General features: G+C 71.6%; 22 protein-coding genes and 1 tRNA gene. 11 read left to right on the plus strand and 12 right to left on the minus strand.

The window, feature by feature from the left end; all coding sequences use genetic code 11:
* Positions 1-4: 4 nt before the first annotated feature.
* Positions 5-79: transfer RNA gene (locus EXU48_RS11015), tRNA-Gln, on the minus strand.
* Between the two features lie 162 nt (positions 80-241).
* On the opposite strand from EXU48_RS11015, the gene EXU48_RS11020 reads away from it, so the two are divergent.
* The 6 genes from EXU48_RS11020 to EXU48_RS11045 all read left to right on the plus strand — a co-directional run bounded on the left by EXU48_RS11020 (position 242) and on the right by EXU48_RS11045 (position 5,959).
* Entirely contained in the window at positions 242-862 is a 621-nt protein-coding gene (locus EXU48_RS11020; RefSeq protein ID WP_207947719.1) for a TetR/AcrR family transcriptional regulator, read from the plus strand.
* Between the two features lie 90 nt (positions 863-952).
* Positions 953-1,891, plus strand: a complete 939-nt coding sequence (locus EXU48_RS11025) for an ABC transporter ATP-binding protein (RefSeq protein ID WP_133107712.1) — start codon at positions 953-955, stop codon at positions 1,889-1,891.
* A complete protein-coding gene (locus EXU48_RS11030) occupies positions 1,888-3,072 on the plus strand; it encodes an ABC transporter permease (protein WP_133107713.1) in 1,185 nt (394 codons plus the stop codon). The genes EXU48_RS11025 and EXU48_RS11030 overlap by 4 nt, the downstream gene beginning before the upstream one ends.
* 70 nt (positions 3,073-3,142) lie before the next feature.
* Positions 3,143-3,637, plus strand: coding sequence for a MarR family winged helix-turn-helix transcriptional regulator (locus EXU48_RS11035; RefSeq protein WP_133107714.1), 495 nt, complete (start codon positions 3,143-3,145; stop codon positions 3,635-3,637).
* Positions 3,638-3,781: 144 nt separating this feature from the next.
* A complete protein-coding gene (locus EXU48_RS11040; RefSeq protein WP_133107715.1) occupies positions 3,782-5,557 on the plus strand; it encodes an ABC-F family ATP-binding cassette domain-containing protein in 1,776 nt (591 codons plus the stop codon).
* A 39-nt stretch (positions 5,558-5,596) separates the two neighbouring features.
* Complete coding sequence (locus tag EXU48_RS11045) at positions 5,597-5,959, plus strand: iron chaperone (RefSeq protein WP_133107716.1); 363 nt, start codon at positions 5,597-5,599, stop codon at positions 5,957-5,959.
* Between the two features lie 58 nt (positions 5,960-6,017).
* On the opposite strand, the gene EXU48_RS11050 is transcribed toward EXU48_RS11045, so the two are convergent.
* The gene (locus EXU48_RS11050) at positions 6,018-8,237 is read right to left on the minus strand and encodes an MMPL family transporter (protein ID WP_207947694.1); all 2,220 of its coding nucleotides are present in this window, start codon (positions 8,235-8,237) and stop codon (positions 6,018-6,020) included.
* A gap of 169 nt (positions 8,238-8,406) precedes the next feature.
* On the opposite strand from EXU48_RS11050, the gene EXU48_RS11055 reads away from it, so the two are divergent.
* Positions 8,407-9,039 (plus strand): TetR/AcrR family transcriptional regulator, encoded by a 633-nt coding sequence (locus tag EXU48_RS11055; RefSeq protein WP_133107718.1) that lies wholly within the window; start codon positions 8,407-8,409, stop codon positions 9,037-9,039.
* A 28-nt stretch (positions 9,040-9,067) separates the two neighbouring features.
* Here EXU48_RS11055 and EXU48_RS11060 read toward each other — a convergent pair whose 3' ends face one another.
* The 4 genes from EXU48_RS11060 to EXU48_RS11075 form a co-directional block, all read right to left on the minus strand.
* Positions 9,068-10,000: a 4-(cytidine 5'-diphospho)-2-C-methyl-D-erythritol kinase gene (locus tag EXU48_RS11060; protein ID WP_133107719.1), complete on the minus strand. Its 933-nt coding sequence runs from the start codon at positions 9,998-10,000 to the stop codon at positions 9,068-9,070.
* Positions 9,993-10,886: a 16S rRNA (adenine(1518)-N(6)/adenine(1519)-N(6))-dimethyltransferase RsmA gene (gene rsmA / locus EXU48_RS11065; RefSeq protein ID WP_133107720.1), complete on the minus strand. Its 894-nt coding sequence runs from the start codon at positions 10,884-10,886 to the stop codon at positions 9,993-9,995. Before rsmA ends, EXU48_RS11060 begins: the two co-directional genes overlap by 8 nt.
* A gap of 90 nt (positions 10,887-10,976) precedes the next feature.
* Complete coding sequence (locus tag EXU48_RS11070; protein ID WP_165962768.1) at positions 10,977-12,458, minus strand: resuscitation-promoting factor; 1,482 nt, start codon at positions 12,456-12,458, stop codon at positions 10,977-10,979.
* A 233-nt stretch (positions 12,459-12,691) separates the two neighbouring features.
* The gene (locus EXU48_RS11075) at positions 12,692-13,729 is read right to left on the minus strand and encodes an aggregation-promoting factor C-terminal-like domain-containing protein (protein WP_133107722.1); all 1,038 of its coding nucleotides are present in this window, start codon (positions 13,727-13,729) and stop codon (positions 12,692-12,694) included.
* A 567-nt stretch (positions 13,730-14,296) separates the two neighbouring features.
* Between EXU48_RS11075 and EXU48_RS11080 the strand changes: the two genes are divergently transcribed.
* Positions 14,297-14,746, plus strand: a complete 450-nt coding sequence (locus EXU48_RS11080; RefSeq protein WP_133107723.1) for a hypothetical protein — start codon at positions 14,297-14,299, stop codon at positions 14,744-14,746.
* Between the two features lie 94 nt (positions 14,747-14,840).
* Here the strand turns inward: EXU48_RS11080 and EXU48_RS11085 are convergent, their stop codons facing one another.
* The 3 genes from EXU48_RS11085 to EXU48_RS11095 are packed head-to-tail and all read right to left on the minus strand — an operon-like array spanning position 14,841 to position 18,278.
* The gene (locus EXU48_RS11085; protein ID WP_133107724.1) at positions 14,841-15,746 is read right to left on the minus strand and encodes a TatD family hydrolase; all 906 of its coding nucleotides are present in this window, start codon (positions 15,744-15,746) and stop codon (positions 14,841-14,843) included.
* Between the two features lie 34 nt (positions 15,747-15,780).
* A complete protein-coding gene (gene metG, locus EXU48_RS11090; protein WP_133107725.1) occupies positions 15,781-17,577 on the minus strand; it encodes a methionine--tRNA ligase in 1,797 nt (598 codons plus the stop codon).
* A 44-nt stretch (positions 17,578-17,621) separates the two neighbouring features.
* A complete protein-coding gene (locus EXU48_RS11095; RefSeq protein WP_133107726.1) occupies positions 17,622-18,278 on the minus strand; it encodes a winged helix-turn-helix domain-containing protein in 657 nt (218 codons plus the stop codon).
* A 352-nt stretch (positions 18,279-18,630) separates the two neighbouring features.
* Here EXU48_RS11095 and EXU48_RS11100 point away from each other — a divergent pair, with 352 nt between their 5' ends.
* The 3 genes from EXU48_RS11100 to EXU48_RS11110 all read left to right on the plus strand — a co-directional run bounded on the left by EXU48_RS11100 (position 18,631) and on the right by EXU48_RS11110 (position 23,835).
* Positions 18,631-23,133, plus strand: coding sequence for a S8 family serine peptidase (locus EXU48_RS11100; protein ID WP_133107727.1), 4,503 nt, complete (start codon positions 18,631-18,633; stop codon positions 23,131-23,133).
* Positions 23,134-23,270: 137 nt separating this feature from the next.
* Positions 23,271-23,501, plus strand: coding sequence for a ribbon-helix-helix domain-containing protein (locus EXU48_RS11105; protein ID WP_133107728.1), 231 nt, complete (start codon positions 23,271-23,273; stop codon positions 23,499-23,501).
* The gene (locus EXU48_RS11110) at positions 23,488-23,835 is read left to right on the plus strand and encodes a type II toxin-antitoxin system PemK/MazF family toxin (RefSeq protein WP_133107729.1); all 348 of its coding nucleotides are present in this window, start codon (positions 23,488-23,490) and stop codon (positions 23,833-23,835) included. Before EXU48_RS11105 ends, EXU48_RS11110 begins: the two co-directional genes overlap by 14 nt.
* A 17-nt stretch (positions 23,836-23,852) precedes the next feature.
* Here the strand turns inward: EXU48_RS11110 and EXU48_RS11115 are convergent, their stop codons facing one another.
* The 3 genes from EXU48_RS11115 to folP are packed head-to-tail and all read right to left on the minus strand — an operon-like array spanning position 23,853 to position 26,762.
* Positions 23,853-25,034 (minus strand): PQQ-dependent sugar dehydrogenase, encoded by a 1,182-nt coding sequence (locus tag EXU48_RS11115; RefSeq protein ID WP_207947695.1) that lies wholly within the window; start codon positions 25,032-25,034, stop codon positions 23,853-23,855.
* An 8-nt stretch (positions 25,035-25,042) separates the two neighbouring features.
* Positions 25,043-25,849, minus strand: a complete 807-nt coding sequence (locus tag EXU48_RS11120; protein WP_133107730.1) for a pyrimidine reductase family protein — start codon at positions 25,847-25,849, stop codon at positions 25,043-25,045.
* A 10-nt stretch (positions 25,850-25,859) separates the two neighbouring features.
* Positions 25,860-26,762, minus strand: coding sequence for a dihydropteroate synthase (folP, locus tag EXU48_RS11125; protein ID WP_133107731.1), 903 nt, complete (start codon positions 26,760-26,762; stop codon positions 25,860-25,862).
* Positions 26,763-26,802: the final 40 nt, after the last annotated feature.

The raw sequence follows: 26,802 nt of genomic DNA on the forward strand, positions 1-26,802 counted from the left end.
CCGGTGGCTCCGCCCCCAGGATTCGAACCCGGACTGCACGGCACCAAAGGCCGGCGTGCTGCCATTACACCAGGGCGGAACGGGCCCGCGCCCGCGCGACCGCGGGCGAAGACCGGGGACCAGTCTGCCAAACTTCCGGCGGTGATCGATCCCACACCGACCACCTGCCCGGCCCACCGCGGAGCCCGCACGGCATGATGGACCCATGCCCGAGACGTCCCGACGCCCCAGTCGACCCCGGATGACCGGCAGCGAGCGCCGCGAGCAGCTCCTCGGGGTCTCCCGGTCGCTGTTCGCCGAACGCGGCTTCGAGGGCACCAGCGTCGAGGAGATCGCGGCCCGGGCGCAGGTCTCCAAGCCCGTCGTCTACGAGCACTTCGGCGGCAAGGAGGGCGTGTACGCGGTGATCGTCGACCGTGAGGTGCAGACGCTGCTCGCGGCGCTGATCGGCCCCCTGAAGCGTGGCGGGCACCCACGGGTGACCGTGGAGGCCACCGCCCTGGCGCTGCTCGACTACATCGAGACGAACACCGACGGGTTCCGCATCCTGGTCCGGGACTCGCCGGTCGCGCAGGCCACCGGCACGTTCTCGTCCCTGATCGGGGACGTGGCCACCCAGGTGGAGTCGGTCCTGGCGGACCAGTTCCGGCGGCAGGGCTTCGACCCGGCCAACGCGCCGATGTACGCGCAGATGCTGGTGGGCATGATCGCGCTGACCGGCCAGTGGTGGCTCGAGGCCCGCTCCCCGGACAAGTCGGTGGTGGCCGCCCACCTGGTGAACCTCGCCTGGAACGGCCTGCGGGCGCTCGAGGTCGAGCCCAGGCTGACCCCGGCCGCGGTGCGGCAGCGCCAGAACGGCTGACCCCGCGGCGGGCCGCGGCAGGTGAGGTTCGCGGGTGGGGTGCGCTAGCGTCGGAGCGTCCTCAACCCACTCACCGGAGGAACCGGGCCCGTGGCCACGCTCGAGATCGACCACCTGAACAAGAGTTACGGAACGCTCCGGGCTCTCAAGGACATGACCTTCTCCGTCGAGTCCGGCGAGATCTTCGGCTTCGTCGGCTCGAACGGGGCCGGCAAGACGACGACGATGCGTATCGCCCTCGGCGTGCTCCGCCCGGACTCCGGCGAGGTGCGCTGGGACGGGCGCCCGCTGGACCTACAGATGCGCCGCCGGGTCGGCTACATGCCGGAGGAGCGCGGGCTGTACCCGAAGATGAAGGTGGGCGAGCAGCTCACCTACCTGGCCCGGCTCCACGGGATGTCCGCCGCGGACGCACGTGCCGCCGTCGAGCACTGGACCGAGGTGCTCGGGGTGGCCACCCGCCGCGGCGACGAGGTGCAGAAGCTCTCGCTCGGGAACCAGCAGCGGGTGCAGCTCGCGGCCGCGCTGGTGCACGACCCGCAGGTCCTGGTCCTGGACGAGCCGTTCTCCGGTCTCGACCCGGTCGCCGTGGACGTCATGAGCGGGGTGCTCCGCGAGCGGGCCGCCGCCGGGGTGCCCACCGTGTTCTCCTCCCACCAGCTCGATCTGGTCGAGCGGCTCTGCGACCGGGTCGGCATCGTCCGGGGCGGTGAGATGGTCGCGCTGGGCAGCATCGACGAGCTCCGCACCACCGCCACCTCCCGCTGGCGGGTGGTCGCTCCGGACGCACCGCCCGGGTGGGCGGACGACCTCGCCGGCACCACGGTGCTGGAGGCCGACGGCGACACGACCGTTCTCGAGCTCGGCGGCGCCGGGGTGGGGGCCGAGCAGGCGATCCTGCAGGCGGCCCTGGCCCACTCCCCCGTGCGGGAGTTCACTCAGGTGCGCCCCACCCTGACCGACCTCTTCCGGCACGTCGTCTCCGCGGACGACGCCGCTGCCGCGGCCACCGAGGAGAAGGCAGCGTGAACACCGTCTGGCAGGTGGCCGCCCGCGAGGTCCGTACCCGGCTCTTCGCGAAGGCGACCATCATCTCCACCCTCGTGGTGCTGGTCCTGATCGTCGCCGGGGTGGTCGCGGTCAAGATCATCGCTGACAACGATGCCGGTTCCGAGGCCGAACGGGTGGGCATCGCGGCCGAGACCGCGGACCTCGGCCCCGCCCTCTCGGCGGCCGCCGAGTCCGCGGGGTACCCGATCGAGCTCACCGAGACCACCACCGGTGACGCCACCACCGCGATCACCGACGGCGACCTGGCCGCGTTCGTCTCCGGGGACCCGCGGGCCCCGGTGCTGCTCGTCGAGGACTCCCCCGCACCGGAACTGCTGACCGCACTGACGACGGCGGCCCAGCAGTACGTGATGTCCAGCGCCATCACCGACCTCGGCGGGGACCCGGCCCAGGTCGGCACGGACGTGGCGGCCGCCGCACCCACGGTCGAGGCGCTGTCCACCGAGGAGACCGAGTTCGACCCGTACGCGTTCATCGTGGCGATGGTCACCTGCGCGCTGTTGCTGTTCACCCTGCTGCAGAGCGGCTCGCTGATCGCGATGGGCGTGGTGGAGGAGAAGGTGAGCCGGGTCGTGGAGATCCTGCTCGCCACGATCCGGCCGGCCCAGCTCATGGGCGGCAAGATCCTCGGCATCGGAATCGTCGGCCTCGTGCAACTGCTGGTGTTCGGCGGCGCCGCGGCGATCGCGGCCGCGGCCACCGGCCTCCTCGACGGCGTGGACCTGAACCTCGGCAGCGCGTTCGTGTGGATGCTGGTCTGGTTCCTGCTCGGCTTCGCCCTGTACGCGGTGCTGTTCGGTGGCTTCGCGGCCCTGGTCTCCCGGCAGGAGGACATCGGCGCGGTGACCACGCCGATGATCTTCGGGATGATGGCGCCGTTCTACCTGGCCATCTACCTGGTCCCGAACCTCCCGGACTCCCCGGTGGTGAGGATCCTGTCCCAGGTCCCGTTCTTCGCGCCGTTCATGATGCCGGTCCGGCAGGCGTTCGACGCGGTCGAGGCCTGGGAGCTCGCGCTGTCGATCGGGCTCTGTGTCGTGTTCGTGCCGTTGCTGGTGTGGCTCGCCGGGCGGGTCTACTCCCGGGCGGTCCTGAACACGGGCGGCCGGATGAAGCTCAAGGACGCCCTGGCCCGCTGAGGTTGCGCCGCTCGAGCCGGCACGAGCGGCGGTCCCCGGAAGGTCTCTCGATGTCGAGTAATCTCTGGGCATGACCGGACAGGACGAGGTCGACCGGATCGTCGAGGCCTGGGAGCGCGAGCGCCCCGACCTCGACGTCGACCCGTTGCGGGTGTTCTCCCGGGTCTCCCGGCTCGCCCGGCACCTCGACCTGGCCCGGCGGGCCGCCTTCGCCCAGCACGGGCTGGAGGTCTGGGAGTTCGATGTGCTCTCCGCGCTGCGCCGGGCCGGAGCCCCGTACGAGCTCACCCCGGGCACTCTGCTGACCCAGACCCTGGTGTCCTCGGGCACCATGACGAACCGGATCGACCGGCTCGTCGACCACGGCCTGGTGCTGCGGCACTCCGCGCCCGGCGACCGCCGGGTGGTCCTGGTGCGGCTGACCGAGCGCGGCCAGGAGATCGTCGACGCCGCCATGACCGACCTGCTCGCCCGCGAGGCGGCCCTGCTCGACCGGCTGCGCCCGGGCGAGGACGCCGAACTCGCGGCGACCCTACGGACCCTGCTCACCCCCTTCGAGAACTGACCCACCCCGCCCACCACCCCCCCGCCGTCGCCCCCTCCCCCGCCCCTACGGGCTCGAGCGCGCGGTTGCCACGGGTCGACCGCGCCGTGACCCGGGCTACCGCGCGTTCGGCGACCGGCCCGGTCGCGTCTACGCTTGTCCCCGATGGCGCATCTACTGGGGGCCGAGGCCCTCCACCTCGAATATCCGACGCGGGTCGTCTTCGACTCGGTGACCATCGGGATCGACGAGGGGATGCGGATCGGCATCGTCGGCCGCAACGGCGACGGCAAGTCGAGCCTGCTCGGCATGCTGGCCGGCCGGATCGAGCCCGACGGCGGTCGCGTCACCCGGCGGGGCGGGGTGCGGATGGCGGTGCTCGACCAGGGCGACACCCTCGACCCCGCTTCGACCGTGGGGGCGGCGATCGTCGGGACCCGCCCGGAGCACGAGTGGGCGGGCGACGCCCGGGTCCGGGACGTGATCGCCGGTTTGGTCTCGGACATCCCGTGGGACGCGACGATCGGCTCCCTCAGCGGGGGCCAGCGGCGCCGCACCGCCCTGGCCGCGCTGCTCGTCGGCGACTGGGACATCATTGCCCTCGACGAGCCCACCAACCACCTCGACGTCGAGGGCATCACGTGGCTCGCCGCGCACCTGCGTGGTCGCTGGGCCCCGAACGCGGGCGGGCTGCTCGTGGTCACCCACGACCGGTGGTTCCTCGACGAGGTCGCGACCACCACCTGGGAGGTCCACGACCGGATCGTGGAACCGTTCGAGGGCGGCTACGCCGCGTACGTGCTGCAGCGGGTCGAGCGGGACCGCCAGGCGGCCGCGTCCGAGAGCAAGCGTCAGAACCTGATGCGCAAGGAACTCGCGTGGCTGCGCCGCGGTGCACCGGCGCGCACCTCCAAGCCGAAGTTCCGGATCGACGCGGCGAACCAGCTGATCGAGGACGTGCCCCCGATCCGGGACCGGGTGGCGCTCTCCCGACTGGCGACGGCCCGCCTGGGCAAGGACGTCGTCGACCTGCTGGACGTGTCCGTGTCCTACGGCGACAAGCCGGTGCTGCGCGACATCGAGTGGCGTATCGGCCCGGGCGAACGCTCGGCCGTCCTCGGGGCCAACGGCGCGGGCAAGTCGACCCTGCTGGCGCTGATCGCGGGAACCCTGCAGCCCGACACGGGCCGGGTCAAGCGCGGCCGGACGGTGCAGCTGGCGATGCTCGACCAGCAGTTCACCGAGCTCGCCGAGATCGGCGGCGACCGGGTCCGCGACGTGCTCGCCCGGACGCGGACCACGTACGTCGTGGACGGCAAGGAGATGACCCCGGCGCAGCTGCTGGAGCGTCTCGGCTTCGCCCGCGAGCACCTGTCCGCCCGGGTCGGCGAGCTCTCCGGTGGGCAGAAGCGGCGGCTGCAGTTCCTGCTGATCCTGCTCTCCGAACCGAACGTGCTGGTGCTGGACGAGCCCACCAACGACGTGGACACGGACATGCTCGCGGCGATGGAGGACGTGCTGGACTCCTGGCCCGGCACCCTCATCGTGGTCTCCCACGACCGGTACCTGCTGGAGCGGGTCACCGACCAGCAGTACGCGATCATCGACGGCGGGCTGCGGCACCTGCCCGGCGGGGTGGAGGAGTACCTGCGGCTGCGCGAGCGCCGCGAGCCGCCCGCAGCCGGCGGGCCGCAGGCGCGGCCTGCGGGTGCGGCCCAGAGCGGTGCGCAGCTGCGCGCGATGCAGAAGGAGCTCGCCTCCCTCGAACGTCGGCTCGCGAAGCTGCAGGCGCAGATCGACGCCGCCCGCACCGCCCTGGCCGACCACGATCACTCCGACTACGTGGGACTCGCCGCCGAGACGGAGCGGATCCGCGCCCTCGAGGCGGAACTGGCCGAGCTCGAGGACCGGTGGTACGAACTCAGCGAACTCGTCGAGTAGTGCACCGGAGCCCCGCGGGTCGCGGCCTATATTGGGGCGATGGGCGTGAAGGCAGCGAGTATCGACGAGTACCTGGATGAGGTCGACCCCGCATCCCGGCAGGAGCTCGAACGGATCCGCGTGCTGGTGACCCGGCTCGTGCCGAGCGTCGAGGAGTCGATGAGTTACGGCATGCCCACACTGAAGTACAAGAACCGTGCGCTGGTGTACTTCACCGCGTCCAAGAGGCACCTGAGCTTCTTTCCCTCCTCCTGGGCGATCGAGGAGCTGAAGGACCGGCTGACGGACTACAGGACCACCGAGCACGCGATCCAGTTCACGCTGGAGAAGCCGCTGCCCACCCCATTGATCGAGGATCTCGTTCGCGTCCATGTGCGCGAGATCGACGCCGACCGGCAGTGACCCGATTGTCCTCGTCGAAGCCCCCCGGGCAGCTGGAGCGGGTCGCGGCGAGCACACGCTAGCCGACGGCCGGGGCTGTGGACTCCTCTCGGAGCCCGAACCGGCGGAAGACCGGCACCAGGAACGCCGGCGCCCACCAGTTGGCGGCTCCGGCGAGGCGCATGAACGCGGGGACGAGGATGCCGCGGATGACGGTGGCATCGATCGCGATCGCCACGGCGACCCCGATCCCGATCATCTGCAGGTACATGACCGAGCCGGTCGCGTAGACGCCGAAGGAGACCGCGAGGGTGAGCGCCGCGGCGGTGATCAGCGGGGCGCTGCGCTGCAGGCCGGCGAGCACGGCACGGTCGGCCTCGCCCGTGCGTTCGTACTCCTCCCGGATCCGGGACACCATGAACACCTCGTAGTCCATCGAGAGCCCGTAGACGACGCAGAACATCAGGATCGGGAAGGCCGGATCGAGGGTGCCGACGGGCGTGAAGCCGATCAGGTCCGCCAGAAGGCCGTTCTGGAACACCGCGGTCAGCACGCCGAACATGACCCCGATGCTGAGCAGGTTCAGCACCGTGGCCTTGAGCGGGATCAACAGACTTCCGGTGAGCAGGAACAACAGCACGAAGGTGACGGCCAGGATGAGGCCCGCGATCAGCGGTAGGCGTTCGAGCAGGGCCGCGCGGAAGTCGACGAGCTGCGCCGGGTAGCCGCCGACGAGCGTCGCCTCGAACGGGCCCTCGAGGGAGCGCACGTCGGCGACGATCCGGGCCGCGTCGCCGTCGAGGTCCGCGCGCACGGGAATCGCCTCGAGGCGCTGCGACTGCCCGGACTCGAGCCGCTCGTCACCATCGCCGACCCGGGTTCCGTCGACGAACACGCCGACCGCGGAGTTCACCTGGGCGATCCCGGCGATCCGGGACATCGCCGCGGCGTAGGCCTCCACCTCGGCGGATTCGGGCTGGGCCACCCCGTCCCCGGTCGCGACCACATGGAGCGCGTCGTTGGCCTCGGTGCCGAAGTCCGTGCGCAACCGGTCGTAGGTGGCGCGCACCGAGGAGCCCTGCGCGAGCACCCGATCGTCGGGGACGCCGATCTGGACGCCGAGGGCGGGGGCGGCCACGGCGAGCAGAGCGAGCAGGGCGGCGCCGCCCCAGACGATCGGCCGGCGCATGACCCGCTGACCGAGCCGGTACCAACGGCCCTGCTCGATCGGCCTCGGCGCGGGGACCGTGATGCCCCGGCGCGCCATCCGCTCGCCCAGGACCGCGAGCGCCGCGGGAAGGATGACGATCGCCCCGAGGGCAGCCGTGAGAACGGTGAGCACCCCGGCGTAGGCGAAGGAACGCAGGAACGGGAACGGCAGCGCGAGCAGCACCGCGACCGAGGCGGCCACGGTCAGTCCGCTGAAGACGACCGTGCGTCCGGCCGTGTTGAGCGTCTCGCGCAGGGCGAAGCGGACTGTCGCCCCGTGGGCGAGCGCCTCGCGGAACCGGGAGATCAGGAAGAGGCTGTAGTCGACGCCCAGGCCGATGCCCATCACGAGCACGATGTTGGAGGCGAAACTCGCGATCTCGACCACCGCGGTGAGCGCCCGTAGCCCGGCCAGCGTCGCGATCACTGAGAACAGGCCCACCCCGAGCGTGAGCAGCGCGGAACTCACGCGTCGGTAGATGAACACCAGCAGGATGAGCATGAGCGGGATGATGATCAGTTCCGCCCGCACGAAGTCCTGCGTGGCCTGGGCGCTGATCTGCGTCGAGGCCGCCTCCGAGCCCGCCACTTGGACGGTGACCGTGGCGTCCTCGCGGGTGTAGTCCGGGATGTACTCGGCGATGGCCGCACGGGCCTCGGTGGCGTCGCCCGTCACGTGGGCGAGCACCAGCGCGGACGCGCCGTCGTCGCTGCGCAGCGTCCCGTCGCCACCCAGCGACCAGTACGACCACACGTCCCCGACGGCGTCCTCGCGGGCCAGTTCGTCGGCGACGGCGGTCGCGGACCGCGCCACGTCCGGATCGTCGACGTGACCGTCCACGGCCGTGATCAGGAGGATCAGGTTGGAGTTGCCGGTGGCGAACTCCTCGCGCAGCACCTCCTGCGCGGCCACGGACTCGCTCCCGGCCGCCTCCCAGCGGTTCAGCACGAACGAGGACAGGGCGCCGGCGGCGATCGCGCTAAGTCCGGCGAGCACCACCAGCGCGCCGATCAGCACCGGCCTGCGGCGGCGATAGATGACCTCGCCGAGGCGTTCGAGGACGGTGTTCGACGGCGGCGCATCGGTCACGATGTCTTCTCCAGTGGTCTCCGGTGGCGGACGGCAACGCGGTGCGGCTGATCGCCCCTGCTAACGTTGTGCGAGCAGATGCTCGCGTTTAACAATACGAGTAAATGCTCGTGTTGTCGAGAGTGCGGAGAAGGAGGGCTCATGGCGGGCGGGGAGCGAGGGTGGGTTGATGGCAGGCGACGGTAGAGTCACCGAGGGCACGCCCGCGGCGCCACGGCGCCAGGCCCGCGGTCAGCAGCGGATCCAGGAGATCCTGCACGCCGCCGCCGCGGTCTTCGGCGAACAGGGCTACGACGCGACCACCACCAACGCGATCGCGAAGCGCGCCGGCATCTCACCGGGCTCGCTGTACCAGTTCTTCAAGGACAAGGACGACATCGCCCGGTCGCTGGCCGCCCACTACGCCGCCCAGCTCACCGCCCTGCGCGCCGGCGTGTTCACGGTGGAGACCGTCGACGGTGCCGACCTCGAAGATCTCGTCGATGCCGTGCTCGGACCGCTCGTGGCCTTCAACCTGGCCCACCCCGGCTTCAAGGCACTCTTCGCCAGGACGGACATGCCCGCGGGCCTGCGCGACGCCGTCGCCCCGATCCAGGCGACGATCCATCAACGGGTGGCCGACCTCATCGCCCTCCTCGTCCCGGACCGTCCACCCGAGGGCGTCGCCCGCACGGCGACGGTCGCCATCCAGCTGGTGCGCGCCATGACCCCGCTGATCACCGAGGCAGAGGGACCGGAACGCGACGCCCTGACCGCGGAGCTGCGCGAGGCCCTCGTCGGCTACCTGCGTCGGCAGGTCTGAGGCCCGGAGCAGCTGGGTCGAACCGCAACTATTCGGCCTCGCGGACCGACTCCACGAGCCGGGCACCGTGCGCCGGGCCGCTCACCACGAGCACCTCGTCGGCCACGTCCGCGCGCTCGAGGGCGGCGGCGATCGCGAGCGCCTGGGCGTGGTCCGGGGCGAGCGCCGCCACCGTGGGACCCGACCCGGAGACGAGGCCACGCAGGGCGCTGGTCCCGTCGAGCGCCTCGAACACCGGGCGCAACCGTGGCTGCAGCTGGATCACCGCCGGCTGCAGATCGTTGCGCAGGTGCCCGGCCAGGCGCCCCGGGTCACCCGCGACGAGGGCCTGCATGAGGGCGTCCGAGACCCGGGGCGCGAACCTGGCGTCCGAGTTCAACTGGTCCCAGGCGCGGAGCACCTCCCGGGTGCTCAGTCCGTCCTCGATGATCGCCAGCACCCAGTGGAACCGCCCCCGCGCCAGCGCCGGGGTGAGCGCGTCGCCGCGTCCGAGCCCGACGGCGGTCTGTCCGGTGAGCGCGAACGGCACGTCCGGGCCGATCTCGGCGGCGAGATGGCCGAGCTCCTCCCGGGCCAGACCGGTGCCCCAGAGGAGGTCGCAGGCGAGCAGTGCGGCCGCGGCGTCCGCAGAGCCGCCGCCCATCCCACCGGCGGTCGGAACGCCCTTCGTGATCTGCAGGTGCACCCCGGCGTCGACCCCGGTGGCCTCGGCGAGCAGGGTCGCCGCGCGGTGGGCGAGGTTGCGCCCGTCGGTCGGGACCCGGTCCGCATGCCGGCCGGTGACGCTGACCCGGATAGCCTCGTCCGGGACCGCGAAGACGTCCTCGTAGAGGGTGACCGCCTGGAACACGGTGGCCAGCGGGTGGTGCCCGTCCTCCCCCTTCGGGCCGACGGCCAGGGACAGGTTGATCTTGCCGGGGGCGCGCACGTGCACAGCGCCGGCGGGGCGAGGTTCAGTCATCGCCGGACGTCCTGGCCTCGGGTCGGTGCGCGGCGATCGCGGCGAACTCGGTGATGTCCAGACGCTCCCCGCGCAGGCCGGGGTCCACCCCTGCGGCCCGGATCGCGTCCTCGGCGGCGGCCGCGGATCCGGCCCAGGACGCCAGCGCGGAGCGTAGCGTCTTGCGGCGCTGGGAGAACGCCGCGTCGATGCAGGCGAACACGGCCGTGCGCTCGGCCGTGGTGGCCGGTGGCTCCCGCCGGACCAGGCGCACCAGGGCGGAGTCCACGTTCGGCACCGGCCAGAAGATGCTGCGCCCGATGGACCCGGCCCGGCTGGCATCGGCGTACCAGGCCGCCTTCGCCGAGGGCACCCCGTAGGTGCGCGAGCCCGGCCCGGCGGCGAGCCGGTCGGCGACCTCGGCCTGCACCATCACGAGCACCTCCCGCAGCGTCGGCTGGTGCTCGAGGAACGTCAGCAGGACCGGCACGGCGACGTTGTACGGCAGGTTCGCGACCATCGCCGTCGGTGGGCTGGGCAGGTCCCGGACGGTCATCGCGTCGGCGCCGATCACGGTTAGTCGGTCCGCGGCGTCCGGTGCGTGTTCGGCGACGGTCCGGGGCAGCCGGGCCGCGAGCAAGGGGTCGATCTCCACGGCCGTGACCCGCGCGCCGGTCTCCAGCAGTCCGAGGGTCAGGGACCCGAGGCCGGGGCCGACCTCGACGATCTCGTCGGCGGCGGTGACATCCGCGGCGCGCACGATCCGCCGCACGGTGCCGCCGTCGATCACGAAGTTCTGACCGAGGGTCTTCGTCGGGCGCAGCCCGAGTTCGGCGGCGAGAGCGCGCACGTCCGAGGCCGTCAGCAGCCGCACACCGGAATCGGCAGGGGCCGCTGGCTCAGTCACGACTGAGAGCCTAGGGGAAAGTCCGCGGAACGCGACGCGGGCCGCCCCTGCGTGTGCAGGGACGGCCCGGGACGGGTTCGTGCGCGGTGGTCAGCGCAGGCCGAGCGCCCGCGAGCAGGCGGGCCACTGGCCCCAACCGGAGCGCGCCTGGAGGATCTGCGCGCGCTCGGTCTGCTCGGCCGGCGAGGCCTGCGAGGGCAGCCCGGAGCCGCCGACCGACTGCCAGGTGCCGACCGAGAACTGGTACAGGCCGTGATAGAGCCCGTTCGAGCTGACGATGGTCGGGTCGCCACCGGACTCGCACTGAGCCAACGCGGCCCAGACGTCGCCGCCCACGGTGCTCGCGGGCGGGTCCGGCTCGGTGGAGCCGCCGCCGGAGGAACCGCCGGAACCGCCACCGGTGGCCGGCTCGGGAGCGCGCACGACCGGGCGCTCCGCGGTGCCGACCTCGGTGATCTCGGCGACCGCGTCGGTCACCTCGCTGCGCAGCAGCTTCGTGGAGACGACCTCGCCGTCGACGATCTGGTTGACGAACGTCGAGACGGTCGCACCGTCGACGCCCTCCTGGACTACGCGGGACTCACCCTCGTACAGGTCGTCGGTCCCGCGCTCGACGCTCTCGAAGGCGATCGGCTCGCTGGTGACGGTGGTCTCGTAGGACCGGCGCGTGATCGTGACGACGGGGGTCCCATCCTCGCGTGCGGTGATGGCGACGGTGTCCTGCAGGGACAGCGTGATCCCGGCCTGCTCGAGAGCCGCGTCCAACGTCGCCTCGCCCTCGATCTCCACGGTGGTGCTGGTGCCGTCGACCTCGAACACGACCGGTCCATCAGTGACCAGCGGGAGCTCGAGCTCGGCGCGGCCGTCCATGGAACGTGAGGCGCTGATCTGGATGTCCCGGCCGGCGCCGGCGACGTCCGCGACAGCCTGCCCGGCCGTGGCGGCCGTGGTCCACAGCTGCGTGGTCTCGCCGTTCACCTCGAAGGTGATCTGCTGGGCGAACCGGATCACGACGTCCGAGCCGTCCACGAGTGCCTCGTCGAGGGCGGGGACGATCAGGTCGTGCTCGCCGGTGGAGATACCCTCCTGCTCCAGCAGTCCCTCGATGTCACCCGAGTAGGTGGTGACCGTGCGGACCTCGCCGTTCACGTCGACGTCCACGGTCTTGTGCGCCGAGGCGAACACGACGCCGCCGGTCCCCAGGACCAGCGCCAGCGCGGCGGCGACGCCGATCAGCGCGCGGCGGTGGCCCCGGTGGGGCTTGTCGCGCTTGGCGCGTGCCGCGGCGGCCGGGGTGTCGGAGCCGGCTTCGGCCGCCTCTGCGGGGGCGTCGAACGCCGCGGTGGTGCCGGCGTCCGGCTGCGCGCTCGTCGCGTAGCCGGCGACCACGTCGTCGAACGAGGCACCCTGCGCCGCGGTGTCGTCGGAGGAGTCCGCGACCTGCTCGGCCGACGACGCCTCGTCGACGGATGCTCCGCCGTCGGGCCCGACGGCGGAGGTCGCCTCGAGTTCGGCGGTCCCGTCGGTCGGATCGGGGGTGGGTTCGGGGTGCTTCTTGGAGAACAGGCTCACAGATGTCCTACGGTCACGCGGGCCCGGGTGGGGGAGGGAGGACCCGCTCATGGTGCGTTCACGACGACGTGCGGAGCACCGGGCCGGGGTGTTGGAGGGACACTCCGGAGGCGGCGATCAGCCCTCGGTCACGCGTGGTCGACCCGAAGGGCCGCCCCGACTGTAACGCAATCGTTATTGAACCCGCCAGCGTGGCGACTTGTGAGCCCACTCACGTGAGTGCTAGCGGGCGATCAGTACCAGCCGACCGACTGCGAGTGGCTCCAGGCGCCGCACGGGGTTCCGTACCGGCCGGAGATGTAGTTCAGGCCCCAGGTGATCTGGGTGGCCGGGTTCGTGCGCCAGTCGGAGCCGGCACTGGCCATCTTGGATCCGGGCAGCGACTGCGGGATGCCGTAGGCGCCGGACGACGGGTTCTGCGCGTGCGGGTTCCAGTTGCTCTCCCGCTGCCACAGCCGGTCGAGGCAGGACCACTGGCTGGAGTCCCAGCCGCGGGCCGCGACCATCTGCTGGGCGATCCCGCGCGGGTCCGCCCCGGAGTAGGCGCCGAGCGGCGGGGTGGATGAGCCCGAGGAACCCGACGATCCGGAGGAGCCGCTGCCGGTGCCGACCAGCACGACCTCGTCCACCGGCTCGGCGACGAGGATGGTGGCGGTCACGGTGCGCGAGACCTCGACGTTGTTCTCGTAGGTCGCGGTGAAGGCGGTGATCTGCGAGCCCTCGACGCCCTCGGTCTGCACGCGGGTGGTCCCCTCGGGCAGGGCGGAGGTCTCGGTCTCGACGGTCTCGAAGGGCAGCACCTCGGACTCGGTGCCGTGCTGCAGGCCCACCCGGGCGATCGTCACCGTGTCGCCGTCGACGGCCTGCTGGTTCATCTCGGAGCTGACCTGGTCGTCCACGCCGACCACGATCCCGTTGTCGATCAGGGCGTCCGCGAGGGTGAGCGCGTTCGAGGTGATCTCAAGGTCGTCTCCGTCCACATTGACGGTGAAGGTGACCTCGTTCTCGGCCTCGAGCGCGGTCCGCGGCAGTTCGCCGCGGGAGACCTGGGCCCAGACGTTGCCGCGACCGGTCACCTCGGGCGCCCGCCCGACGTCGCCGGTGACGGATCCGCCGTCGATACCGTCCGCTTGCGTGGTGGCGAACGCGAGACTGCCGGCCAGGACGACGACCAGGCCACCGACGCCGATCACGCGGCGGAGGGGGCGGGGAATCTCGGTTGTTGCGGGCGAGTCGGCGCGGTGGCGCGACCCGGTCTTCTCAACTGCCACGGGGAATCCTTGTCTGACTGCACTCGGCCTAGGAGGGGTTGGCCGAGCCTCGACCGTAACCGATCCGTGACCTCGATGGCCACACCAGGGTCCGGAGGGTGTGGACGTTCACACCTCCTCCACAGGAGGACCGCCACCGCCTGCCCCGCCCCGGGCATGACCCGTGTGGGCGCGGCTCGCGACTCGGCGCGACGCCCCTCGCGCGAGGCCCCCTACGCCCGGGAACGGCGGAAATCCGCCATTGTCAGAGGGTATCTGACGGTTGTTCTATGGCGCAGATGGCACGGGGTCCGGTGGAGGACGAGGTGGCGGCGACCGTTCCGCGCTACCTCGCGCGCCGGCACCCGTCCGATCCACGGCCTGGGCGCCGTCCCACCGACTCGGCGGCGGGCGGGGCGGATGAGACCGTCTCCCTCCACCTCGTGCACTCCGGGCCGAACTCGGGCCGCTGAGCTCGAACTCGTACGCGCCGTCGATGCGCGTCCGGCGGGTGGTCGCCGAACGGGATCGCACGTGTCGGTTCCCGGCTGCTCGGTGCCCGCTCGTCGGTGCCAGCTGGATCACATCGTGCCTTTCGACGACGCGCGACCCGCGTGGGTGCAGACGACCGAAGCGAACCTGCACCTGCTCTGTCAGTTCCACCACAATCTCAAGACCTGGGGTGGATGGCGGGTTCGTCGCGACCCACGCACCGGCGCCACGCACTGGACCTCACCGCGTGGGCGTCGGTATGTGCGCGATCCTGAGCCGTTCGACCATCCCGGAGAGGTCGAACGCCTGCGCGCGCACGCCCGCGACATCCTCGCCGGGATGGACCCGGAAGCGGCCGCACGCGCGCAGAAGCCATCGACACTCGTCCCGGGCGTGCTGAGCCGGGAACTCGATGAATGGGCGAGCATCCGAGCCGTCATCCCGCTGTTGCCGCGCGCATGCGTGGAGCCGCCGGACACCGGCGGTGTGCTGCCCGAGATCCAGGAGCGGTGCCGCGACCCGTTTCCGGCAGAGCCGACGTTCTGAGCCGCGAGGAGCCGAGGTTCGGAGCCCTGAGAAGCCGAGGTCCTGAGCCGCACATCCGCCCGCCGTCACCGGTGCGAGGGTGCGACCACCTCACTCACCAGGGTCCGTAGAGCTCCTCCGAGGTGGAGGTGATCGCCGCGCAGAGTTCGGCCAGTTCGACCTCGCGCACCTGCGCGAGCGCACGCACCGTCAGCGGCAGCAGATACGGGGCGTTCGGTCGACCCCGCCACGGGTGCGCCGTCAGGTACGGGGCGTCGGTCTCCACCAGCAGCAACTCCTGCGGGACCAGCCGAGCCGCCTCGCGGAGCCCGTGCGCGTTACCGAACGTGAGCGTGCCGGCGAACGAGAGGTAGTAGCCCCGGTCGGCGCAGTACCGGGCCATCTCGGCGTCACCGGAGAAGCAGTGGAACACGGTGCGCTCGGGTGCACCGTCGGCCTCCAGTACCTCGAGCACCTCGGCGTGCGCCTCCCGGTCATGGATCTGCATCGGCAGGTCCAACTCCTTGGCCAGGGCGATGTGCGCCCGGAACGCCTCCCGTTGGGCGGCCCGACCCCGTGGACCGGCCCGGAAGTGGTCGAGCCCGGTCTCACCGACCGTCCGGACCCGTGGATCGGCCGCGAGCCGGGCGATCTCGGCGATCGCGTCGTCGAGCCCGACGTCGTGGCGGGCCAGCGGGGCCGGTTCCAACCCGTCCGGCGCCACCTCGTGGATCCCCGCGTGCAGCACCGCCTCGTTCGGGTGGATCGCCACCCCGGCGACGACCCGCGCGTGCTCGCGGGCCATCTCGACGCTGACCCGCGCCGCGTCGAGGTCGCAGCCGATCTGGACGATCGCCTCCACGCCCACCTCGGCCGCCCGCTCGAGGTGACCGGCCACGCCCGGGTCACCGACGCCGTCGGCCAGCACACCGGCGATCGACTCGAGGTGGGTGTGGTTGTCGATCACTCCGCACGGCAGCGGCTCCGGAGCGTCCGGCCAGTCCCGGCGTCGCTTGCTCATCCGGGCCGGCCCGCGAGGTTGCCGAGGACCACGACTACGCCCGGCTCCGCAGCCGGTCCAGTTCCTCCTCGACGATGCCGTCGTCCAACTTCGTGAACACCGGCGTCGGCGGCCCGACCGGCGTGCCGGGCACGACCGGGCTGCGCTCCCACGCGGCGAGCGTCTCGCCGAGCCGGTAGTCGCCGGTGATGATCGGGTAGTGCCGGCTCGGGTCGTCGAGATCGGTCACCTCGTCGATGCGTGGCTGGGGGGCGACGGCGGAGGTTCCGCCGAACGCGGCGTGCACGGCCTGGGCGGAGTGCGGCAGGTAGGGGGCGAGCATCGTGTTCAGGTCGCCGATCGCCTGCGCCGCCGTGTGCAGCACGGTGCCCTGCCGCTCGCGGTCCTCCTTGAGTTTCCACGGCGCCGTCTCGGACAGGTACCGGTTCGCCTCGCCGACCAGCCGCATCGCCTCGTTGACGCCGGCGCGCTGGCGCTGCCCGGCGATCGCGGTTCCCACCGTGTCGAAGCCGCCGGCGGTCTGCGCCAGCAGGTCCCGGTCCAGGTCGGTCTGCGCACCGGCGGCCGGGATCTCGCCGAAGTTCTTGTGGATGAGGTTCGCGGTGCGGTTCACCAGATTGCCCCAGCCGGCCACGAGTTCATCGTTCGTGCGGCGCTTGAACTCGGCCCAGGTGAAGTCGCTGTCCGCGGACTCCGGCCCGGCGACCGCGATGAAGTACCGCAGCGCGTCGGGCTGGTACCGGGCCAGCATGTCCCGGACGTAGATGACCACCCCGCGCGAGGAGGAGAACTGCTTGCCCTCCATCGTGAGGTACTCGCTGGAGACCACCTCGGTCGGCAGTTGCAGGATCCCGAACTCCCCGGGCGCCCCGCCGGAGTCCCCGAGCCCGTCGTAGGCGAGCAGTTCCGCGGGCCAGATCTGGGAGTGGAACGTGATGTTGTCCTTGCCCATGAAGTAGTACTGCATGGCCGCGGGATCACCCCACCACTGCTGCCACTCGTCCCCGGTGCCGAACCGGCGGGCCCACTCCACGCTCGCGGACAGGTAGCCGATCACGGCGTCGAACCAGACGTAGAGCCGCTTCGCCGGGTTCTCCTCCCAGCCGGGCAGCGGCACCGGGATCCCCCAGTCGATGTCCCGGGTCATGGCCCGCGGGCGCACGTCCTCGAGCAGGTTCTGCGAGAACTTGAGCACGTTCGGACGCCAGCCGGTGCGGGTCTCGAGCCACTTCCCGAGCGCCGTGGACAGCGCGGGCAGGTCCAGGAAGAAGTGCTCGGTCTCGATGAACTTCGGCACCTCGCCGTTGATCCGGCTGTGCGGGTTGATCAGCTCGATGGCGTCGAGCTGGTTACCACAGTTGTCGCACTGGTCGCCGCGGGCGCCGTCATAGCCGCAGATCGGGCAGGTGCCCTCGATGTAGCGGTCCGGCAGGGTCCGGCCGGTCGACGGCGAGATCGCACCCTTGGTGGTCTGCTCGATCATGTAGCCGTTCCGGTGCACCGTACGGAACATCTCCTGGACCACGGCGTAGTGGTTGCGGGTGGTGGTCCGGGTGAACAGGTCGTACGTGAGTCCGAGCTGGGTGAGGTCCTCGACGATGACCCGGTTGTACCGGTCGGCGAGTTCCTGGGGGCTGACCCCCTCCTGCTCGGCCTGGACCAGGATCGGGGTGCCGTGCTCGTCGGTGCCGGAGACCATGAGCACCTCGTGACCCGCCATCCGCATGTGCCGGGAGAACACGTCGGAGGGAACGCCGAAGCCGGCGACATGGCCGATGTGCCGTGGGCCGTTGGCGTAGGGCCAGGCCACGGCGGAGAGGATGCGGGTCATGCGTCCGATCTTAGGGGCGTGGACCCAGCCGAATACCGCCCCGCTCAGCTCGCGATCTTCAGCCGGTACCCGATGCCGCGCACGGACGCGACCTCGAGGCCGTCCGCCGCCAGCAGCCGCCGGCGCAACCGCTTCACCGTGGAGACCACCACGTCGGAGTCCCCCAGGTACCCGGTGCGCCACACGTTCGCGGTCAGTTCGGCGAAGGACCAGACCCGGTCGGTCTCGGAGGCCAGTGCGGCCAGCAGGTCGAACTCCCGGATCGACAGGTGCACACGGCGGCCTCGGAAGGTGACCTCCCGGGTGGCCAGGTTCACCTGGAGCGGTCCGCGGGTGAACGTCCGGGCGGGTCGACCGACGGTGTCCGGCTGCCCGACGGCTTCGGGCCGCTCGGCCACGTCGCGCCGGCTCGGCGGACCGCCGGCTGCCCAGTCGCCGACGGCGTGGCTGCCGGCGGCCTGACCGGCGTTCGTCCGGCTGGTCCTCGCTCGCACCAGGTCGCCCAGACCTTCGGCCGCGCCCGCCCCCGCGTCGGTGTCGTCCCGGTCGTGGGCGAGCAACTCGCGGGCCGCGTGCGTATCGGCCGCGGCCACCACCACAGCGTGCGGGCCGACCAACCGGGCAACCTCGCTGCACACCTCCAGCGGCACGCCGATGCACAGCACGTAGTTGCGTTCGGCTTCTAGATCCCCAATAGACACCTGACTGCTACCTCCCCCGAGTGCGGTCTGCCGTGATCCTTTCCAATTGCGCAGGTCAGGTCAAGGGTTCGGGCGACCACAGACCCCGTTCCATCCGGCGTGGCGCGCCCGACACACCGCCGGGACCGGCTGAACACCGGGCGTCGGGCACCTGACGATCGTCTGAACGTCCGCTGAGCAGATACTGACGAAGCGCTGACCGTGATCTGACCGCAACCTGACCATGTTCTGGCCGGATGCCGTCCTTGTCCGCCCGAGTCGTTCACGAAAGCGTGGCTGGATCCCCTGATCCGGGGGATCACTCACGCGTACCTGAGCACCGCCCGGGCGCGCGTCGTCATATGGAGGCACAGTGCGCACACCCCTGATGTTCGCCAGACGACTGGTGGTCGCTGCCTCTGCGGTAGCGGCGATGGTCGCGACGATGGCCGTCGCAACCATCCCCGCTGCCGCGGAGCCGACGACACCGGCCGTTCCGGCCACAGCCGACGAGAAGTTCACCACGGAGGCGATGTCGACGCTGTCGTCGACCGAGTCCGCGGACTTCTGGATCCGCTTCGCCGACCGCGCAGACCTGAGCGCGGCCGCGGCGATCGCCGACTGGGACGCCCGCGGCGTCGCCGTCCACGACGCCCTCGTCCAGACCGCGGAGGCCTCACAGGCCGGCGTGGTCGCCGAGCTCACCGCGGCCGGGGCCACCTTCGAACCGCACTGGATCTCGAACGCGGTACTGGTCCGCGGCGGTTCCCTCGACCTGGCCCGCCAGGCCGCCGCCAGCAGCGAGGTCCTGGAGATCCGCCAGGTCACCGTCTACCCCGCCGAGGAGCCCGTCGCCGGCCCGACCGTCGAGACCTCCTCGATGGGCCGCAATGTCCTCGAGTGGGGCGTCAGCGCGATCAACGCCGACGACGTCTGGGCCGAGTTCGGCGCGACCGGTGAGGGCATCACGGTCGCGAACATCGACTCCGGCGTGCAGGGCGACCACCCCGCCCTCGCCCCGCACTATCGCGGCCTCCAGCCCGACGGCACCGTCGTCAACGACTACAACTGGTTCGACGTCGCCGGCGCCTGTGACGGATCCCCATGCGACACCGACGGTCACGGCACCCACACGATGGGCACGATGATCGGCAGCGACGGTGGCGCCAACCAGATCGGCGTCGCACCCGGCGCCGACTGGATCGCCGCGAACGGCTGCTCCACCTGCGCCGACCCGGACCTGATCGCCTCCGGCGAATGGGTCATCGCGCCGACCGACTCCGCGGGTGAGAACGCCGACCCGAGCCAGCGCCCCCACATCGTGAACAACTCGTGGGGCTCGCGGTTCCCGTCGAACGACCCGTTCATGGAGGACATCATCGCCGCGTGGGAGGCCGCCGGGATCTTCGGCACCTGGTCCAACGGCAACAGCGGACCGGCCTGCTCCACCTCCGGGTCCCCGGGCAGCCGGACCATCACCTATTCGGTCGGTGCGTTCGACATCAGCGGCAACATCGCGTCCTTCTCCGCCCGTGGTCCGGGCCAGGACGGCACCATCAAGCCGAACATCGCCGCACCCGGCTCGAACGTGCGCTCCTCGCTCCCGGGCGACGCGTACGGCACCGCCTCGGGCACCTCGATGGCGGCGCCGCACCTGGCTGGCGCCATCGCCCTGCTGTGGAGCGCGGCGCCGTCGCTGATCGGTGACATCCCGGGCACCCAGGCGCTCCTGGACGCCACCGCCGTGGACGTCGACGACACCTCCTGTGGCGGCACCGCCGAGGACAACAACGTCTGGGGCGAGGGCAAGCTCGACGCCCTCGCGCTTGTGCAGGCGGCTCCGACCGCCGACGCGGGTGTCCTTTCCGGCACCGTCTCCGGTTCCGAGGGCGGCGGCATCGCCGGCGCCACCGTCACCGTCACCGGCGACACGGAGCGGGTCCTGACCACCGACGACAACGGCGCCTTCACGGGCACCTTCGTCGCCGGCGACTACACCGTGACCGCGTCCGCCTTCGGGTACGCCCCGGCCACGACCGAGGTCACCGTGGTGGCCGAGGAGACGGTCAGCGTGGACCTCATCCTGGAGGCGGCGACGTCGTTCGCGGTCTCCGGAACGGTCACGAACGCCGCCGACGGCGCCCCGGTCGCGGGTGCGACCGTCGCCTTCTCCGGCGCTCCGATCGAGCCGGTGACCACCGGCGAGGACGGCACCTACGCCGTCGCCGACGTACCGGCGGGGACGTACACCGTCACCATCACCGGCGACCGGTGCAGCGCGCCGTTCTCGGCCGAACTCGTGGTCGACGGTGACGAGACGCTCGACGCGGCACTCGTCGGCATCCAGGACGAGTACGGCTACTTCTGCTCCGTGGGCACCGACGGCTTCCGCCAGGGTGACACGCAGCTCGTCCTGACCGGTGACGACTCCACGGTGGCCGCGGACCTTCCGTTCGCGTTCCCGTTCTACGGAGGCTCGTACTCCGCGGTGAACGTGTCCACGAACGGGCACGTGAACTTCCTCGCCCCGGTGACCGCCTACTCGAACGTGGCGATCCCGAGCACGGCCGTTCCGAACGCAGCCATCTACGCGCTCTGGGACGACCTCACCTTCAACAATGGGGGCACCGCCTACACGGCGAGCACCACCATCGATGGTGAGGACGCCTTCGTGATCGAGTACCGGGAGGTCAGCCCGCTCTCCTCCACGGACACGGTCAGCTTCTCGATCACCCTGTTCGCCGGCGGCGACGTGGAGATCGGCTACGGTCCGGCGTCGAACCCCGAGAACCCGCGCCTGCTGGGTGACTCGGCCACGGCCGGCATCGAGAACGAGTCCGGCACGATCGCGAGCCAGTACTCGTTCAACGAGCCGGTCCTCGCGACCGGGTCCGCGGTGCGCTACGAACTGCCCCCGAACGGCACCGTGTTCGGGAACGTGACGGACTACAACGACGGTCTGCCCATCGCGGGAGCCACCGTCACGGCCACCCCGGACGACGGCGGAGAGCCGCGGTCGGTCACCACCGACGCGAACGGCGACTACAGCCTGCTGCTGTTCTTCGGCGCCTACACCGTCGACATCGAGGCCCCCGGCTACACGCCCCGCACGCGGGACGTGGTGGTCGACCTCGATGGCGAACGGAACCGGTTCTCTCCGAAACTGAAGACGGGCATCGCAACGGTGGCTCCGCCGTCGTACTCCTGGACACTCACCGAGGGCCAGACCAGGTCGGCGGACCTGACCATCGAGAACACCGGCTCGGCCCCGCTCACCTACACCATCGGTGAGTTGCCGCGTGCGGTGAACACGGCGGCGCAGACTCCGGCGCTCTCGGCGGCGGCACGCGACGCGGCCGTGGTGCCCGCGGGCAACACCACGATCGGCCAGGTCAACCGGGCCTTCGCCGCACTCGATGCGGCTGCGGCCCAGACCGACCCGAACGCCCACACGGCGCTCGGCCTGTACACCGACGACCAGCGCGAGCTGCTGGCCGCACCGGTCACACCGGACGCCGTCGGCGAGATCCTCAACCAGTGGGACTCCGGCCTGGCCGGGGTCGCCTGGGGCACCGGGTTCACCGGAGACGTGTGGATCTCGGACGCCGAGGCGATCGTCAACCAGCAGTACTCGACCGACGGGACCCCGGGCAACCAGTTCCCGGCGAACTGGGGCGGTACCTGGTCCGGTGACCTCGCGCAGGACTCCACGACCGGGGACCTGTGCCAGGTGAACGTGGGCGGGGACAACGGGATCCACTGCTTCGACGAGGCGACGGGGGCGGCCACCACCACCCTCACCGGCTCACCGTGGTCGTCCGTCTCCCAACGCGGGCTGGCCTACAACGCGGCCGAGGACGTGTTCTACACCGGCGGTTGGAACGAGGGCATCATCTACACGGTGGCAGGCACCACGCACGCCACCCCGGGTGAGACCCTGGCCCAGTGCGAGCCGGCGGACGCGTCCATCGCGGGCATCGCGTACAACCCCACCTCGAACACGATCTGGTACGTGAACAGCGCGCTGGTCACGTCGTTCTTCCAGATCTCGCCCGAGGACTGCTCCACCATCAGCACGGTCGCCTACCCGACGTCCGACGAGGGTCCGGGCGCCGGCCTGGACCTGGACGCCACCGGCGCCCTCTGGACCGCGAACCAGGTGACCGGTGAGGTGTACCTCGTGGACGTGGGCGACCCGAACGTCACGGACGTCCCGTGGCTGACGGTCACCCCGGCCGAGGGCACCGTGCGGGCCAACCGGACCGCCACCCTGGAGGTCACGGTGGACACCACGGGCCTGGCGCCCGGGGTGTACGGCGCGAACATCCTGGTGCAGACGAACGCCGGGCGGGTCCCGACGATCACGGTCCCGGTGACCCTGATCGTCTCCGCCTACCAGGTCGGGGTGAACGCCGGTGGCGGCGCCTACACCGACGCCGGCGAGTTCGCCTGGTCCGCGGACCAGCCGCTCACTGCGGGCGACTGGGGCTGGACCGGTCAGCGCACCGAGACCGAGGCGACCGACCTCGCGATCGGTGGCACGACGGAGGACACGCTGTTCCAGACCCGGCGCACCGGGATCTTCAGCTACGTGTTCTCCGACGCACCGGCCGGGACGTACGCGATCGACCTCGGGTTCGCCGAGTTCGACGCGGACTATCCGGAGCGCGACCGTCTTTTCGACGTCCTCGTCAACGACGAGTACGTCCTGGTCGGGGTGGACGTCGCCGAGGAGGCGGGCGGCCTGTGGGCCGACCAGCACACGGTGATCGTCGAGCACACCGGTGGAGATCTGGTGGTCGAGCTGGGCAACCGGCGCAGCTACGAGTACCCGATCGTGAACACGCTGCGGGTCACCGAGCGGGGTGACCTGTGAGGTAGTACTGGACCGCAGCACGACGGCGGCCGGGCACCTTGGGTGTCCGGCCGTCGCCGTGTGCGGGCTCGGCTGAGGTCAAGGGGAGCCCGGCGGATTCGGTAGCAAGGGCGGTGCTACCGGAGTAGCATTGGGTCATGAAGTTGAGCGTCAGTCTGACCGACGACGATGTCGCGCGCCTCGATGCCCATGCCCGGGCCGTTGGCCTCAAGTCCCGCTCCGCAGCACTCCAGGACGCCATCCGGCGCCTCGGAGATCCCGGGCTCGAGGATGCCTACGCCGACGCCTGGGACGAGTGGGAGGCATCGGGCGACGCCGCCGCCTGGGAGTCCACAGGTGCGGACGGGCTGACAAGTGCTGCGCGGTGAGATTCGCCTGGTCGATCTGGAGCCGGTCCGGGGCAGCGAGGCGAACAAGCAGCGACCGGCGGTCATCGTCAGCAACGACCGGGCAAATGCCAGCGCGGCGCGACTGGGCAGAGGCGTCCTCGCGGTCGTCCCCGTGACGAGCAACACCAGCCGGGTATTCGACTTCCAGACGCTCCTACCGGCAGCCGAGACCGGCCTGCGGATCGACGGTAAGGCTCAGGCCGAGCAGGTTCGATCTGTCTCCGTCGAACGCGTCGGCTCAGTTCTGGGCAGCGTTCCGACGCGTTTGATGGCCGCGCTCGACGACGCCCTCCGCCTCCATCTCCAGCTCTGACCACACCTGGGCGAGGACTACGAGACGTCCAGCTCGACGATCCGGTCGTCGCCGTCGCGGACGTCGCCGCGGCCGTCGGTGTTCGACGTCGCTACCCACAGGCCGCCGTCGGGCGTGAGCGTCACCGCCCGCAGCCTGCCCAGGTCCAGGTACGCGCTCGGCTCGCCCACGCCGTCGGGCCCGATCGGCACGTACCAGAGCCGCTCGCCGCGCAGCGCGGCGAGCCAGACGCCGGCATCGGTCACGGCGATGCCCGACGGCGAGGCCTCCGACGTCGGCCAGGTCACCACGGGATCGACGTAGTCGGGCGCGCCCGCCCAGCCCTCGACGTGCGGCCAGCCGTAGTTGGCGCCGGGTTCGATGACGTTCAGCTCGTCGAGGTCGTTCTGCCCGAACTCGGAGGCGTACATGGTCCCGTCGCCGGTCCAGCCGAGCCCCTGGACGTTGCGGTGGCCGTAGCTGTAGACGGCGGTGCCGAACGGGTTCCCGGGCGCCGGGTCGCCGGAGGTGGTGATCCGCAGGATCTTGCCGCCGAGACTGTCCAGGTCCTGCGAGCGAGAAGTCCGGCCGGCGTCCCCGGTGCTCACGTACAGGTACCCGTCCGGGCCGAATGCGAGCCGTCCGCCGTTGTGGTTCCCGGCGGCCGGGATGCCCTCCAGGATCACCCGCGGGCCGGTCAGCGCGTCGCCGTCGAGGTCCATCCGGACCACCTGGTTGCCGGAGCCCGTGGTCAGGTACAGGTACACGCCGGTGTCCGGGCCGACTGCGATCCCGAGCAGGCCGCCCTCGCCGCCGTGGGCGACGTCCGGCACCGCGCCGCCCGGACCGCCCGCGTCCAGGGCGGTGACGCCGTCGGCCGTGACCCGCAGCACCCGCCCGGAGTCGCGTTCGGTGACGAGGGCGGCGCCGTCGGGCGTGAACGCGACGCCCCAGGGCGTCTGCAGGCCGGTGGCGATCGTGGCGCCGACGCTCACCTGCGAGAACTCGGCCGGAGGGCCTGACGGCGCAGGCGTGGCCGGGGTCGGTTCGTCCGGTTCGGTGGTGGTGGGGGCGGGTTCGCTCGGGGCCGTGGCACTCGAGGTCGGCACCGGCCCGCCCTCGGGATCCGCGGTGCAGCCGATCGCGAGCGCGAGCGTTACCGCCATCAGCAGCATGCGTGCAGGCCGGACGCTCCGAGGGGGCCGGATGGTCCGTCGCATCGTCGCTCCTAGGCGTCTCGGCGCTGGTACCGCAGGAACAGCATGTCACCGGCGGACAGGACATGCGCGAGGCGCATGCCAAGCGTGCGCTGCGGCCCGCCGCTGGAGATCCGGCCGGCCGGGCCGCCCTCGAGAACCGGGCTCACGGTCAGGCACACCTCGTCCACGGCGCCGGCGCCGATGAGGGTCCCGAACAGCTGCGGGCCGCCCTCGCAGAGCATCTGGGTGAGGCCGCGGGCGGCAAGTTCGCGACGCATGACGTGGGCGTCGACGCCGCCGGGCACGCCGGCGCCCGGCACCTGTGCGGTCTGGCCCGCGAGTCCCGCGGGTCCGCTGCCCGGGCCCTCGCAGACGATCACGTCGGCGACCTCGGCGAGCGCCTCCCGCTGCGGCTCTGGCGCGGCCGCGCCGGTGAGCACGATCGGGCGTGCGGGGGCGTCGGTGAAGACCGGCGACGCGGGGTCCAGGGCCAGCCGAGCGGACACGAGCGCGAACACTGGGTGCTCGGGCAGGCCCCGCTCCCGGCGCCAGGCGCCGTCCTCCTCGGCGAGCCGCATCGCGGCGTACCCCTCGGCCCGCACGGTCCCGGCGCCGACGATCACCACATCGGCCAGGCGGCGCAGCGTGTCGAAGACCTGCTTGTCCGCGGCGTTGTTGAGCCCTCCGGAGAGGCCCTCGTGGGTGGCGGCGCCGTCGATGCTGGCGATGAAGTTCACCCGCAGGTGCGGCTCGGCGCGGTCGGCGACGGCGTACGCGGCGACCAGATCGTCGGTGTCGAAGGCCGGCTCGTCGGCCGGGTGGGGCGAGGTGCTCATCGGTGGCTCCTCACATGTTGTGCCCGGTCCGGGCGGGCTCGCGCAGCCCGAGCACGGCCTCGGCCATCCTGATCGTCTGCACGGTCGGTGCGACGTTGTGGGCGCGCACGATCCGGGCGCCGCGCTCGACGCACATCACGGTCGCGGCCAGGGTCCCGACCAGTCGCTCCCCGCGCGGGGCGTCCAGCGTCTCCCCCACGAAGTCCTTGTTGGACAGCGCCACCAGGGTGGGCAGGCCGATCCCGGTGATCTCGGCGAGCCGGCGGGTGATCTCCAACGAGTGCCGGGTGTTCTTGTTCAGGTCGTGGCCGGGGTCGATGACGATCCGGTCCCGGGCGACCCCGGCCGCGAGCGCGCGATCCACCGTGGCCCGCAGGAAGTCGGCGATCTCGGTGACGACGTCGCCGTAGGTGGGCCTGGGGTGGTGCCGGTGCGGCTGGGCGATCGAGTGCGCGATCACCACCGTCGCGCCGGTCTCGGCGACGGCCTCGGCCATGCCGTCCACGCGCATCCCCATCGTGTCGTTGATGACGTCGGCCCCCGCGGCCACGCACGCCCGGGCGACCTCCGGCCGGTAGGTGTCCACCGAGATGACCACGTCGGAGCCAGCCCGGATCCCCTCGATCACGCCGAGCACCCGGTCAAGTTCCTCGGCGACGCTCAGCTCCGGGGTGTCCGGGGAGAACGCCATGCCGCCCACGTCCACCCAGTCCGCGCCGTCCTCGGCGGCACGCAACGCCGCGGCCACCGCCGCGTCGAGCGCGAAGGTGGCTCCGCCGTCGTAGAAGGAGTCCGGGGTGCGGTTCACGATGGCCATCACGGCCACCCGGTTCGCGAAGTCGAACGTGCGCGCCCCGATCGTGCGGGGCATCAGCCGGCTGACCGGTTCCGGGCAGAGCGTGCTGTGGGTCATCGTGGCGCGGCCTCCCCACCGGATCGCCGGGATACGAGCC

The sequence above is a fragment of the Occultella glacieicola genome (genome assembly GCF_004353825.1).
Taxonomy (GTDB): Bacteria; Actinomycetota; Actinomycetes; order Actinomycetales; family Beutenbergiaceae; genus Occultella; species Occultella glacieicola.

Excerpts from the sequence above, each read along its gene's own strand:
- EXU48_RS11020 (WP_207947719.1), top strand. The coding sequence starts at position 242 with ATGACCGGCAGCGAGCGCCGCGAGCAGCTCCTCGGGGTCTCCCGGTCG.
- EXU48_RS11035 (WP_133107714.1), top strand. The coding sequence starts at position 3,143 with ATGACCGGACAGGACGAGGTCGACCGGATCGTCGAGGCCTGGGAGCGC.
- EXU48_RS11040 (WP_133107715.1), top strand. The coding sequence starts at position 3,782 with ATGGCGCATCTACTGGGGGCCGAGGCCCTCCACCTCGAATATCCGACG.
- EXU48_RS11045 (WP_133107716.1), top strand. The coding sequence starts at position 5,597 with ATGGGCGTGAAGGCAGCGAGTATCGACGAGTACCTGGATGAGGTCGAC.
- EXU48_RS11055 (WP_133107718.1), top strand. The coding sequence starts at position 8,407 with ATGGCAGGCGACGGTAGAGTCACCGAGGGCACGCCCGCGGCGCCACGG.
- EXU48_RS11060 (WP_133107719.1), bottom strand. The coding sequence starts at position 10,000 with ATGACTGAACCTCGCCCCGCCGGCGCTGTGCACGTGCGCGCCCCCGGC.
- EXU48_RS11085 (WP_133107724.1), bottom strand. The coding sequence starts at position 15,746 with ATGAGCAAGCGACGCCGGGACTGGCCGGACGCTCCGGAGCCGCTGCCG.
- metG (WP_133107725.1), bottom strand. The coding sequence starts at position 17,577 with ATGACCCGCATCCTCTCCGCCGTGGCCTGGCCCTACGCCAACGGCCCA.
- EXU48_RS11105 (WP_133107728.1), top strand. The coding sequence starts at position 23,271 with ATGAAGTTGAGCGTCAGTCTGACCGACGACGATGTCGCGCGCCTCGAT.
- EXU48_RS11115 (WP_207947695.1), bottom strand. The coding sequence starts at position 25,034 with ATGCGACGGACCATCCGGCCCCCTCGGAGCGTCCGGCCTGCACGCATG.
- EXU48_RS11120 (WP_133107730.1), bottom strand. The coding sequence starts at position 25,849 with ATGAGCACCTCGCCCCACCCGGCCGACGAGCCGGCCTTCGACACCGAC.
- folP (WP_133107731.1), bottom strand. The coding sequence starts at position 26,762 with ATGACCCACAGCACGCTCTGCCCGGAACCGGTCAGCCGGCTGATGCCC.